The 13,537-nt window shown below is 72.1% G+C and carries 5 protein-coding genes; all 5 read left to right on the forward strand.

Annotated elements, in window-relative coordinates:
• The first annotated feature begins 178 nt into the window (after positions 1-178).
• Positions 179-6,997, forward strand: coding sequence for an SDR family NAD(P)-dependent oxidoreductase (locus ABZ725_RS15225; RefSeq protein ID WP_358803145.1), 6,819 nt, complete (start codon positions 179-181; stop codon positions 6,995-6,997).
• A 99-nt stretch (positions 6,998-7,096) separates the two neighbouring features.
• The gene (locus tag ABZ725_RS15230; protein ID WP_358803146.1) at positions 7,097-7,312 is read left to right on the forward strand and encodes an MbtH family NRPS accessory protein; all 216 of its coding nucleotides are present in this window, start codon (positions 7,097-7,099) and stop codon (positions 7,310-7,312) included.
• Positions 7,309-8,076, forward strand: a complete 768-nt coding sequence (locus tag ABZ725_RS15235) for an alpha/beta fold hydrolase (RefSeq protein ID WP_358803147.1) — start codon at positions 7,309-7,311, stop codon at positions 8,074-8,076. Before ABZ725_RS15230 ends, ABZ725_RS15235 begins: the two co-directional genes overlap by 4 nt.
• Complete coding sequence (locus tag ABZ725_RS15240; RefSeq protein ID WP_358803148.1) at positions 8,073-11,603, forward strand: amino acid adenylation domain-containing protein; 3,531 nt, start codon at positions 8,073-8,075, stop codon at positions 11,601-11,603. The genes ABZ725_RS15235 and ABZ725_RS15240 overlap by 4 nt, the downstream gene beginning before the upstream one ends.
• A complete protein-coding gene (locus ABZ725_RS15245; protein ID WP_358803149.1) occupies positions 11,600-13,468 on the forward strand; it encodes a CocE/NonD family hydrolase in 1,869 nt (622 codons plus the stop codon). Before ABZ725_RS15240 ends, ABZ725_RS15245 begins: the two co-directional genes overlap by 4 nt.
• Positions 13,469-13,537: the final 69 nt, after the last annotated feature.

Raw genomic sequence — 13,537 nt, forward strand, 5'->3', positions numbered from 1 at the left:
GACCGGTCACCTCCCTCTCACCCCCGCCCGGGCCGTGCCGTCGTGCGCGCGGCCTGCCCGGTCGGGGCCGGCTCCCGAAGCTTCGACGGACACCGCCGGGTGCCCGTCGCCGCCGCGGGCGAGCGCGCGCAGGCAGTCTCAGTCAGAACGAAGGCGTCCGTACGAATTGGGTGAGTACGTGGAAGAGTCCGACGACTCGCAGGAGCTGGGCCCCGACATCGCCGTCATCGGAATGGCCGGCCGTTTCCCGGGAGCGCCCGACCTGGACCGGTTCTGGTCGAACATCCGGGACGGCGTCGAGTCCGTGGCCTTCTTCGACGATGCCGAGCTGCTCGCCGCCGGTGTCCCCGAGGAGGAGTTCTCCCGCCCCGGGTACGTGAAGGCCGGGGCGCGGGCGGAGGGCGTCGACCTCTTCGACGCGGAGTTCTTCGGATACACCCCGCGCGAAGCGACCATCATGGATCCACAGCACCGGATCTTCCTCGAACTGGCCTGGGAGGCCGTGGAGCACTCCGGCTACGACCCCGGCCGGATCGAGGAGAGCGTCGGCGTCTTCGGCGGCGCCGGGACCAGCGCCTACCTTCCTCACGTCTTCGCCAATCTGGAGAGCGGCGCCTCCATCGGGGCCTCCAACGTGGGGCTCGGCAACGAACTCGGCTTCCTCACCACACGCGTCTCCTACAAGCTCGACCTGCACGGCCCGAGCGTTCCGGTGCACACCGCCTGCTCCAGCTCCCTGGTCGCGGTCCACCTCGCCTGCCAGAGCCTGCTGAACCACGAATGCGGCATGGCGATCGCCGGCGGAGTGGCGTTCAAGGTCCCCCCGGGCAAGGGATACCAGTACCAGGAGAGCGGGATCCTGTCCCCCGACGGGCACTGCCGCCCCTTCGCCGCCGACAGCCGGGGCACCGTCTTCAACAACGGGGCGGGCGTCGTCGTCCTCAAGCGTCTCGACGACGCACTGCGGGCCAACGACACGGTGTACGCGGTCGTCAAGGGAACCGCCGTCAACAACGACGGGTCCGCGAAGGCGAGTTTCACCGCGCCGGGTGTGGCCGGCCAGGCCGCCGTCGTGCTGGAGGCACTGGAGATCGCCGGTGTCGGCGCCGAAGACATCAGCTACGTCGAGGCACACGGCAGCGGCACCCGGATCGGTGACTCGATCGAGGTCGAGGCGCTGACCAGGGCCTTCGGCGCAAGCTCGGACCGCACCGGATTCTGCGCGATCGGCTCGGTGAAATCGAACGTCGGACACCTCGACGCCGCCGCCGGGATCGCCGGACTCCTCAAGACCACGCTCGCCCTGCGGCATCGCACGCTGCCGCCCACCGTGCACTTCCGCCACGCCAACCCGGCCATCGACTTCCCCCGGACGCCGTTCCGCGTCCAGGACGCGACTGCCCCCTGGGACGCCCCGGACGGCGCCCCCAGACGAGCCGGGGTGAGCGCATTCGGATTCGGCGGCACCAACGCCCACGTCGTCCTCGAGCAGGCGCCCGAACCCGGGCCGCCCGCCCCCGCCCGGCCCTCCCAGGTACTCGTCCTGTCGGCCCGCACGCCGCAGGCGCTGGAACAGGCCACCGACCGGCTGGCCGGGCAGCTGCGGCGCGCGGACCGGTCGCTCGCCGACGTCGCCTTCACCCTGGCGCAGGGCCGGAAGGGGTTCCGCCACCGCCGTGTCGTCGTCGCCCCGGATCCGCAGAGCGCGGCGCACGCCCTGGAGACCCGCGACACCGGGAGCGTGACGACCGGTGTCGCGGATGCCGCCTCGCCCTCCGTCGCGTTCCTCTTCACCGGACAGGGCTCCTCGTACCCGGGGATGGCAGCCGGGCTCTACACGGACCAAAGGGTGTTCCGCGACGCCGTCGACCGATGCGCCGAACTGCTGCGCCCGGAGATCGACACGGACATCCGCGATCTGCTGCTCGCCGGGCAGGACGACGAGGAGGCCCGCCGCACGCTCGGCGCCACGCGGTTCGCCCAGCCGGCCCTCCTGACCCTGGAGTACGCGCTGGCCGAGCTGTGGAGCTCCTGGGGCGTCACACCGTCCGCCATGATCGGGCACAGCCTCGGCGAATACACGGCCGCCTGCCGCGCCGGAGTCTTCGAACTCGCCGACGCGCTCCGGCTGGTCGCACTGCGCGGCCGGCTGATGCAACAGCAGACGGGCGGCGCGATGCTCAGCGTCGGCGCGGAGCGGGCCACCGTGGAGCGACTGCTGCCCGAGGAGCTGTCCCTGGCGGCGCACAACGGCCCGGCCGACTGTGTCGTGTCGGGCCCGGACGACGCGGTCACCGCCTTTGCCGCCCTTGCCGAGCGGCAGGGCATCGTGACCCGCCCGGTCGCCACCTCCCACGCCTTCCACTCGGCCCTGATGGCCCCTGTGGTCGAGGAGTTCACCCGGGCCGTCGCCCAGGTGCCCCGGCACGAGCCGACGGTGCCGTTCCTCTCCAATGTGAGCGGCGACTGGATCACCGCGCAGGAGGCCACCGACCCCGCCTACTGGGGCCGCCACATCCTGGCCACGGTCGAGTTCGCCCGGGGGATCGAGGTGCTGGCGGCCGACCCGGACCTGGCCTTCCTGGAGGTCGGCCCGGGCCAGACGCTGCGCAGCCTGGCCGCACGGACACTCGCCGGCGGACAGCCCCGCCCGGTGGCCGCCACACTGCCGCACCGGCAGGACGGCCGCGGGCCGCTGGAGACCGCCCAGCGGGCCCTGGGCCTGCTCTGGCTCCACGGCATCAGCCCGGACTGGGCCGGCTATCACGCCGACGAGCGGCCCCGCCGTGTGGCGCTGCCGACGTACCCCTTCGAGCGCACGCGCCACTGGCTGGAGCCCGCTCCGGCACGGCAGACACCGGTGACGCCCGGCCCCCACCCGCTGCTGGACGAGTTGCTGGTCCGGACGGTGGACGAGGTGGTGTTCCGTACGTCGTTCGACCTGGAGCGCCACTGGGTCCTCAGCGAGCACCGGATGCTCTCCGAGGCCATCGTGCCCGGTACCACCTACCTGGAGATGGCGCGCGCGGCGGGGACGGAGTTCCTCGACGAGCACGTCTCCGTCGTCTCCGACGTCGAGTTCCAGGTTCCCCTCCTGGTCACGGCGGAGCAGCCGCGCGTCGTTCACACCATCGTGCGCTCCGACGGCGGTGACGGCGCCGAGTTCAAGGTCGTCAGCCAGGATCCGACGACGCCCGCCGGACGGCGCTGGACCCTCCATGTGCGCGGCAGGCTCTCGGCAGCGTCGCGGACGCCGCGCCGCGCCGACCTGGCCGCCCTCGCCGCCCGCTGCGAACTGGCCACGGTGGACGTCGGCGCCCTGCAGGCAGAGCACCGGGTGATGGACTTCGGCAGCCGCTGGCAGGACAGCCTGCGCACGGTCGACGTCGGCGTGCGGGCCGCGCTCGGACGGCTGAACCTGCCGGAGCGCTACCAGGAGGAGACCGACGCCTTCACGCTCCATCCCGCGCTGCTCGACCTGGCGACCGGATTCCACCGTTGGGCGATGCTCCGGGGCGACGACGCCCCCGACGCGTCCGGTCACGACTTCTACCTGCCGTTGGCCTACGACCGCCTCACGGTCCACGGGCCGATGCCCGCCCGGTGCGTCAGCTTCATCCAGCCCGCCCCGGACTTCCCGCAGACCGACGAGATCCGCAAGGTCGACGTCCTGGTCTGCGCACCCGACGGCGCCGTCGTCCTCGACATCAAGGGGTTCACGGCCAAGCGCGTCAACGACCCCCGGCGAACGATCCGGAACGCCCGAGCGGTCTCCGCGCACCACACCCTGCGCTGGGCGCCCGCGGACTCCACCGACGGGACCGGGGCCGCCGCGCGCCCGGTCGACCGTGCCCTGGTCGTCGGCGCCGAGTCGCCCAGGCTCGCGACCGTCGTCGCCGAACTGCGGGACGCCGGGGTGAGCGTCGAGGTCGCCGCAGCCGACACCGACTGGTCCGCCCGGACGGAGCCGCTGCCGACGGAGACGGTGTTCGTGGCGAGCGAGGACGAGACGGGGAGCCCCGGCCGGCAAGCTCAGGAACACCTCCTGGAGCACGGCGTCATGGCACTGCTGCGACTGGCCCACGCCCTCGGCAGGCAGGAGGCGGGCCCCCGTCGGCTCACCGTGGTCGCCGGCCACGTGGACGGCGTCACCGGCGACGAGCCCTACCTCGTGCCCGCCCACTCCGCGCTGTTCGGGCTGGCGAAGGTCATCGGCCAGGAGCACCTCGACATCGGCTGCCGGTGCGTCGACACCGCCGCGGACGTCCCGCCCGGCGCGCTCGTCCGGGAGATCCTCGGCACGGACCCGACGGGGCAGGTCGCCCTGCGCGCCGGTGGTCGCCATGTCCTCGAACTCGTGGAGGCGGACCTGGTCGCCGAGCCGGAGGCCGGGACGGCCGTACCGGACGGGGTCCACCTGATCACCGGTGGCCTCGGCGGACTCGGCATGGAGGTCGCCCGGTCCATCGGCGCGGCCCGGCCCGGGGCGCGCATCGCCCTCGTCGGCAGGCGCGGGCTGCCGCCCCGCGAACAGTGGCCCGACGTGCTGCGGGACGGGCCGGCCGCGCAGGCCGAGCGGATCCGGCTCATCGAGGAGATGGAGGCCCATGGCGCGCGCGTCCTGATCTGTCCGGGCGACGTCTCGAACCACGAGGACATGGCCCGTGTCGTCGAATCCGTCCGCCGCGAACTCGGCCGCGTCACCTGCCTGATCCACGCGGCCGGCACCGCCGGTGACGGCTTCCTCATGAACAAGACGCCCGACGTCTACCGGGCCACCCTGGCTCCCAAGGTCACGGGCGCGATGGTGCTGGACGACGTCACCGCCGACGACCCGCCCGAGCTGATGGTGATGTTCAGCTCGACCACCGCCCTGTTCGGCTCCCCGGGCCAGGGCGACTACACGGCCGCCAACCTCTACCTCGACGCGTTCGCGGCCTGGCGCGGCAAGCGAGGGCTGCGCACGATCACCATGAACTGGACCGACTGGCTGGGCACCGGCATGGCCGCCGACCACGGCGTCCAGCGCGACCAGGGCTTCTTCCGGTCCATCGAGATCGAGGACGCGCTGGCCGCCTTCCAGGCGGCCGTCCGGTCGGACCATGTGCGGGTCATCGTGGGGGAGATCAACCACGATGCGCTGGCCGCGCTGGACCCGGCCGTGCTGCGGGCCCGCATGGCCGCCTCACCCGTCCGCCTCGGCGAAACGATCCGGCGGGCCGTGGCCGCCCGGTCGGCGAAGCCCGCCGCCCGGCCCGCCGCCGGGTCCCCGGCACCCGCCCCGGAAGCGACACTGCTGGGGCGGTCCGACGGCGCCTACAGCCCGCTGGAGGACACCATCGGCAGGCTGTGGGCGGCCGAGTTCGGCATCGACGAGATCGATGTGTTCGCCACCCTCTTCGACCTCGGAGGCGACTCGCTGCTGGCCCTGCGGCTGTCGAACACCGTGCAGCAGGCCCTCGACGTGAAGATGTCGATCGCCGATCTGTTCGCCCACCCGACGGTCGCCGACCTCGCCCGGCACCTGGCCGCCGAGGACGAGGCGGCGGACGTGCCGGACCCGGCCGGCGCCCCGGACGCCGTCTCCGCGGCCGCTCCGCCCGGCTCGGGCCGGCCTGCCGGGGACGAGAGCGACCCGGCCTGGTTCGGGCTCTGGAACGCCCAGCGGGGGATGTGGATCCAGCACCAGATGGGGGAGGGCCGGGCCGAACTCAACCTGCCGGTGTGGCAGCACGTGCACCGGGCCGTGGACCCGGAGGTCTTCGGCAGGGCCATCGCGTTCCTGATCGACCGTCATCAGGCGCTCCGGCTGGTGTTCCGGGACACCGAGGACGGGCCCCGCCAGCGGGTCCTGCCGGCCTTCGGCCTCGACGTCCCGCTGGTCGACCTGACCGCGCACCCCGATCCGCAGGCCGAGGCCGAGCGGCTGATCCGGGCCGACAGCGCCCTCGCCTTCGACAACCTGAGCATCCCGCCGGTGCGCGTCGCCCTGTACCGGCTCGGACCCGAACACCACTGCGTGTACTACAACCTGCACCACCTCATCTCCGACGGCACCGGCATCGGGATCTTCCTGCGGGAACTGCTGGAGACGTACGAAGCGTTCGCCAAGGGCGAGGAGCCCTCGCTGGAGCCGCTCGACACGGCCTACGAGGAGCTGATCCGCGGCCGGTTCGCGTGGCTGTCCGGCCCGGAGCGCCCGCCCGCCGAGGCCTACTGGCTCGACGAGCTGGCCGAACCCCTGCCCCGGCTGCACATCGGCGACCACGAGGCGCCGGGTACCGACGTGTCCAACGAGACCATGGACTTCACGGTCGACCCGGACCTCTCCGACGCCGTGGGCGTACTCGCCAAGAAGTGGGACGTCACCGTGCACGTCCTGCTGCTCAGCGCGTACGCCGTGGCTCTGCGCGGCATCGGATCGGACGACGACATGGTGATCTGCGTGCCGTTCTCCGGGCGTGACACCCAGGGCATGGGCGGCCTGCTGGGCATGTTCGTCAACCCGCTGGCCGTACGCATCGCGCTCTCCGACACCGACACCTTCGACGAACTGGTCCGGCGTACCCAGCGCAAGAGCGTCGGCGCCTACGCCCACAGCCGCTATCCGTTCACGCTGATCGCCGAACGGGTGGCGCCCGCCGACGGCACGCCCCTGGCAGGGCGGAATCCGGTCTTCTCGACCGCGTTCCAGTTCACCGACTTCCTGCCGCCCGCGAATCAGACGTCGCAGCTCGACATCTGCCTGTACGGCAAACCGGGCGAGGACGGTCTGAGCATGCGGCTCAGCTACAACTCGCTGCGGCTGGCCGAGTCGGAGGCCGTAGAGGTCCGGGCGGCGTTCCTCGCCGCACTGCGCGAGGTGACGGACGACCCGGGCACGACACTGGCGGCACTCTCCGAACCCATGCGACGGGCCCGCCGGGCGAGCGTCGTCGCACCCAAGGGGCGCCGCCGCCTGGGATCCCCGCGGCCCTCGCGGGGCCCCGGCGCGTAACCGGCACGGCCGACAACCGAGTTCGGCATCCGAGTCGGCAACCGGGTCGACAACCGGCGGACTCGGTCATTCGAGAAGGAATCGAGAAGGAAGAGGTCCATGGACGAGCGGCAGGAAGAAGCGCAGTTCGCGGTGGTGGTCAACCACGAGGAGCAGTACTCGATCTGGCCGTCGGGCCGTGAGATGCCCGAAGGCTGGAAGCACGCCGGACACCAGGGCCCGAAGGACGCCTGCCTCGCCCACATCAAGGAGGTGTGGACCGACATGCGTCCGCTGAGCCTCCGCCTGAAGATGGAGAACGAGAACACCCGATGACGACGCTCGTCCGGCCGCTCGTCCACAGGCCCCACGCGACCATGAGGCTGCTGTGCCTGCCCTACGCCGGAGGCGGAGCCTCGGCGTACCGCGGGTGGGCCGCCGAACTGCCCGCCGACATCGAGCTGTGGGCGGTCCAACCGCCCGGCCGGGAGGACCGGGTCCTGACCCCGCCGATCGACCGCATGGACGACCTGCTCAACGCCCTGGTCCCCGCCGTCGTCCCGCATCTGGACCGACCCTTCGCCCTGTTCGGACACAGCATGGGGGCCGTCGTGGCGTGGGAGCTGGCCCGGGCACTGCAACAGCTCGAAGCCGGTTCGCCGGTGCGGCTGTTCGTCTCGGGGTGCGTGCCGCCGCAGATCAGGGACGTACCGGAACCGCCGCTGCACACGCTCTCCGACGCGGAACTCGGCGACCGGCTCAGGGAGTGGGGCGCGACCCCGGAGGCCGTGCTCGCCGATCCGGAGCTGATGGCGCTGTTCCTCCCGGTCATACGAGCGGACCTCGCCGTGGTCGAGAACCATGTGTACCGCGCCGCACCCCTGCTCACCTGCCCCGTCTCGGCGTTCGGAGGCGTCGACGACGGTGATGTCGGCGACGCCGTACTGGCGCGGTGGAGCGAGACGACGACCGGGCCGTCGGACTGCCGCATGTTCCCCGGAGACCACTTCTTCCTGCACTCGGCACGCACGGCTGTCCTCGAGGACATCACCGACCGGCTCGGTGCGGTCTCGTCCTATGGAAAGGGTGGAACGGCATGACCCCGCAGCACGGGACCGTCCCGCAGAGCGACACGCACACCCCTTCGGTGACGGACGTCGTCACTTCCGTGTGGGCATCCGTGTTGCGCATCGAGACGCCGGATCCGGACGCGAACTTCTTCGCTCTCGGGGGCAATTCCCTGCAGGGTGCACGGATGGTCGGCCGACTGCGCGAGGAACTGGGCATCCGCATACCGCTCAGCGCCCTTTTCGAGAGCCAGACGGCCGCCGAACTGGCCGCCAGGATCGAGGATCTGCGCGAGGACGCGCCGCGGACCGGCACCACGGTCCCACCGTTCGCGGAGCGGACGGGAGAGACCTTCCACGCACCGGCCTCCTTCGCCCAGCAGCGCCTGTGGGTCGAGGAGCACATCCTGGGACCCAGTTCCCGGTACAACGTGCCCGCCGCGGTCGAGATCGAGGGCGACCTCGACGTCGCCGCCCTGCGCCTGGCCCTCCAGACGCTGGTCGACCGGCACGAGGTGTTCCGCACCTCCGTCCGTGCCGTCGGCGGCGTACCCCAGCAGGTCGTCGAGGCCGCCCTGGAGCTGCCGCTGACGATCGTCGACCTCCGGGACGAGGCGGAGGAGCAGCGGGAGCACATCCTCGTCGACCGCCTCGGCGCGTCGGCGCGGCGGCCGTTCGACGTCGAGCGGGGGCCGCTGCTGAGGGCCGAGCTCTACCGACTGGACGACCAGTGGCACGTCCTGCTCGTCACCATGCACCACGCCATCACCGACATCCACTCCTTCGAGCTCGCCGTGTCGGAGCTGCTGGAGCTGTACTCGGCGGCCGCCAAGGGCACGGTGCCGCCGGCCGACCCGCCGGCCCTGCAGTACGCCGACTTCGCCGCCTGGCAGCGGCGCACCGTCGGCGACGCCGCGTTCGACGCGCAACTCGCATACTGGAAGGAGCGTCTGCGCGGCCCCCTCCCGGTGCTCGACCTGCCCACGGACCTGACGCCGCAGGCTTCCCCGAGCGGCCGGGGCGCGACCGTCGCCCTGGAGCTGCCGCGGGCCGTCTCACGCCGTATCCGCGAACTGGCCCGGCAGAACGACGCCACGCCCTTCATGACCGTGATGACCTTCGTCGCGGCACTGCTGCACCGCTACAGCGGCCAGACGGACATCGTGGTGGGCACCCCCAGCGCCAACCGGGACCTGCCCGAGCTCGAAGGCATGCTCGGCTACTTCCTGAACACACTCGCCGTGCGCTGCGACCTGTCGGGCGACCCCACGGTGCTCGATCTGCTCGGTGACGTGCGCGAGCGATCGCTGGGCGCCTACGCGCACCAGGACGTTCCGTTCGAGCGGGTGGTCAACGCCGTGGCCACCGACCGCTCCGGGCTGCAGTCGCTGTTCCGGGTCATGCTCGCCTTCCAGCAGGAACTGCCGTCCGTGCAGCTGCCCGGCCTCACGGTCACCGACGTCGACCTGGACCGCAACGCCGCCAAGTTCGACCTGGTGTTCTCGGTGACCGAGACCGAGTTCACCTACCGGGTGGCGCTGGAGTACAACACCGACCTCTTCGTCGAGGACACGGCGTGGCGGATCCTCGACCACTTCCGCTCGCTCGCCGCCGACGCGGTCGCCGCGCCCACGAAGCGGGTCTCCGACCTGCGGATCCTCCCGGACGACGAGCGCCGGCAGATCGAGTCGTGGTCGGCGGCCCGCTGCGGGCCGTACCCGACGGACACGTTCCTCCACCACATGTTCGAGGAGCAGGTGCGCAGGACTCCCGACGCGGTGGCGATCGAGAGCGGGGACGACCGGATCGCCTACCGCGAGCTCGACCGGCGCGCGGACCTGCTGGCCGCCGCGCTCACGGCCCGCGGCGTCACCACGGACCACCTCGTGGGGCTGTGCTGCGAGCCCTCGGCGGACCTCCTGGTCGGCATCCTCGGCATCCTCAAGGCCGGGGCGGCCTATGTGCCGATCGACCCCCTCGCCCCCGTGGACCGCATGAGCCACCTGGTCGAGGACAGCGGACTGCGGGTGCTGGTGACGACCGCGGGACTGCACCCCCAACTGCCCGGGGCCGCGCTCACGGGCGTCGACGTGGTGCACGCCGAGGCCGTGGACCCGCTCGGCGGGTACGACGACATCGCACCGGCCGCCGAGGACCGGCGCCCCGGCCGGGCGCTGGACCCCGCCCAGCTCGTCTACCTCATGTACACCTCCGGAACCACGGGCAGGCCCAAGGGCGTCGGACTGCCGCACACGGCCGTCACCCCCTGGATGCGGTGGGCGCAGGACATCCGCCCCATCGGCGAGGGCACCCGGGTCGTGCACAACCTCTCGTACCACTTCGACTGGTCCGTCGAGCAGATGTTCCACGCGCTGACCAGCGGTGCCTGCCTGGTCATGCTGCCCCTGGACGTGCGGGCCGACCCCGAGGCCACAGCCCGGTTCATCAACGAGCACGCGATCGGCATGCTCTACCTCACCCCCACACAGATGCGGGCGCTCGCCGGCGTGGGCGTCACCATGCCGACCCTGCGGCACGTCTCCCTGGGCGGCGAGAACCTCAGCGGCGACCTGGTCGCCCGTACCCGCGAGGTCGTGCCCCCCGAGTGTCTGATCTGGAACGAGTACGGCCCCACGGAGACCGCGGGCGTGGCGCTCGCCGGTCGCATGGGCCACGAGTCGGAGGACCGCGCCTCCATGCCGCTCGGCGAACTCGTCTCCAACGCCTCCTGCGCCGTCGTCGACCGCTGGGGCAACCAGCAGCCGATCGGCGTCCCCGGCGAGCTCCTGGTCGGCGGGGACGGGGTGGCTCGCGGCTACCGCAACCGGCCCGACCTGACCGCCGAGCGCTTCGCCCCGGACCCCTCCGGGCACGGGCGTCGGCTCTACCGGACGGGGGACATGGTCCGCTGGCTGCCCGGCGGTGAGATGGAGTTCCTCGGCCGGACCGACCACCAGGTCAAGATCCGCGGCGTGCGGGTCGAACTGGAGGAGATCGAATCCGTGCTGCGCGGCCACCCCGGCGTGGCGAACGCGGTGGTGGTCCTGGAGCCCGGCGAGCGGCTCGTCGCCCACCTCGTGCCGACCCCGGACGGCGGTCCGGACGACGCGGACCTGCGCACCTATCTGGCGCCGAAGCTGCCTGCGGTCATGCAGCCCGCCGTGTTCGTCCGGCTGGACTCCATGCCGACCTCGGCCACGGGAAAGGTGGACCGGGCCCGGCTGCCCCGGCCCACCGACCAGCCCCCGGCCGAAGTCGTGGCGGTGCCGCCGAGCACCGAGACGGAGCATGTCGTCGCCGCCGTCTGGAGCGAGGTGTTGAAGCGCGAGGTCGTCGACGTGCACACGACGTTCTTCGAACTGGGCGGTGACTCGCTCACCCTGCTGTCCGTCGTCGAACGGCTGCGTCAGTCCCAGGACCTGGAGATCCCCGTGCGCGCGATCGTCGACACGCCGACGATCGCCGGTCTCGCCGCACGGATCGACACGCTGCGGTGGACCCTGCGGTCCCGCGAGACGGCCGTCGACACCACCGGTGAGCGCGAGCTGGGTGAGCTGTGACCCCGCAGCCTTCCGAAAGCGTCGTCGATCTCCTGCTCTCCCTGCGCTCGGACGGCATCGCCCTCTGGGCCGAGCGCGGGAGACTGCGGTTCGACGCCCCGGCCGGCGCCATGACCCCCGCCCTGCGCGAGAAGCTCGTCGCGCGCCGGACGGAGATCGTGGCGTTCCTGGCCGAGGCCGACCTCGCCGAGCGCAGCACCGTCCGCATCACCATGACCGACGGAGTGGAACTGGCCGCCGACGTCCACCGCCCCAAGCGCGAGGGCGTGGTGGTCGAGGAACCCCTGCCGGTGGTCTGGTGCCATGAACGCTACCGCCGGGCCGAGTTCGTCAGCGGCGGCGTGCTGACCAAGCTGGACAGCCAGCCCTGGCTCAAGGATCTCCTGCGCCACGGCTATGTGGTCGCCGTGGTGGACGTACGGGGTGGCGGCGCCTCGGGGGGCACCCGGCCCGTCGAGTTCGACCACCAGGAGGCCCGGGACGCCCACACGGTCACCGAATGGCTCGCCGAGCAGCCCTGGTCCACCGGACGCATCGGCATGTTCGGCATGTCGTACTCCGGGATCAACCAGCTGCTCGCCGCCGGCACCGCGCCGCCGCATCTGGCGGCGATCGTCCCCCAGATGGCGATGTTCGATCTCTACGCGTTCCTGCGTCCCGGCGGCGTCTTCCGGGACGACTTCGCACGCAGGTGGGGCGAGACCGTCCGTCGGCTCGACACGGAGGCGGGCGTGGCCCACTCGGACGACGCGGACGTCGCCGGCGCCCTGGCCGGACACCGGCTCAACGCCCAGGTGTTCGACCAGGCCGCGGCGCTGCCCTTCCGCGACAGCAAGGACGAGACGACGGGCCTCGCACCCTACGAGGACGTCAACCCGGCCGCCGCGCTGGCCGACATCAGCGCCTCCGGCGTCCCCGTCTGCCATCTCACCGGCTGGTACGACATCTGGGTACGCGACACGACGCTCTGGTACCGCAACCTGACCAATCCCCAGCGGATGGTCATCGGACCGTGGAGCCACAACAAGTGGTCCGACGAGGACATCGCCCGTGAACACCTGAGCTGGTACGACCGCTGGCTCAAGGGCGTCGACAACGGAGTCATGGACGAACGGCCGGTCAGGTACTTCACCATGAGCGCTCCGGCGGGCACCGAGTGGCGCACCGCGAACCAGTGGCCGCCGGCCCATGTGCGACCCCGGCCGTTCCACTTCCACGCAGGGCCGTCCGGCACCGTCTCCTCCGTCAACGACGGTCTGCTGCTGGCCGCGGAGGCCGGGCCCGCCCCCACCGACGGCGCCGACGCCTACGAGGTCGACCACTCCGCGACGACCGGGACGACCTCCCGCTGGTCCGACGGATACGGGGGCGGCTTCCGCTACGACCTCACGGCGAACGACCGCAGGGCCCTGACGTACACCTCGCCGGTGCTCACCCAGGACCTCGAGGTCACCGGCCACCCCCTGGTGCACCTGTGGGTCACCTCCAGCCACCCGGACGGCGAGTTCTTCGTCTACCTGGAGGAGGTGGACGAGAAGGGCGACTCCCACTACGTGAGCGAGGCGGTGCTCCGCGCCTCGCACCGCCGTCTGGGCACACCGCCGTACGACACCATGGGCCTGCCCTACCACCCGGGGACGGCGGACTCGGTCGTACCGCTGCCCGGCGAACCGGTGGAGCTGGTCGCCGACATGCACCCGACGTCGAACGTCTTCGTCGCCGGGCGCCGACTGCGGATCAGCATCACCTGCTGCGACCGCGACAACGCCCAGGTTCCCGAGCGGGACCCCGTGCCCGTCGTGCGGATCCACCGCGGCCCCGGCCACCCCTCGCGGGTGATCCTGCCGGTGGCGCCGCAGCTGTGACGGGCGGACCCCCAGCCCGTGCCGGCGAACCGGGCCTCAGCGGAGGCCCGATCGAGTCCCCCGTAGCGG

Origin of the sequence: Streptomyces sp. NPDC006872 (assembly GCF_040635845.1) — a bacterium.
GTDB lineage: Bacteria > Actinomycetota > Actinomycetes > Streptomycetales > Streptomycetaceae > Streptomyces.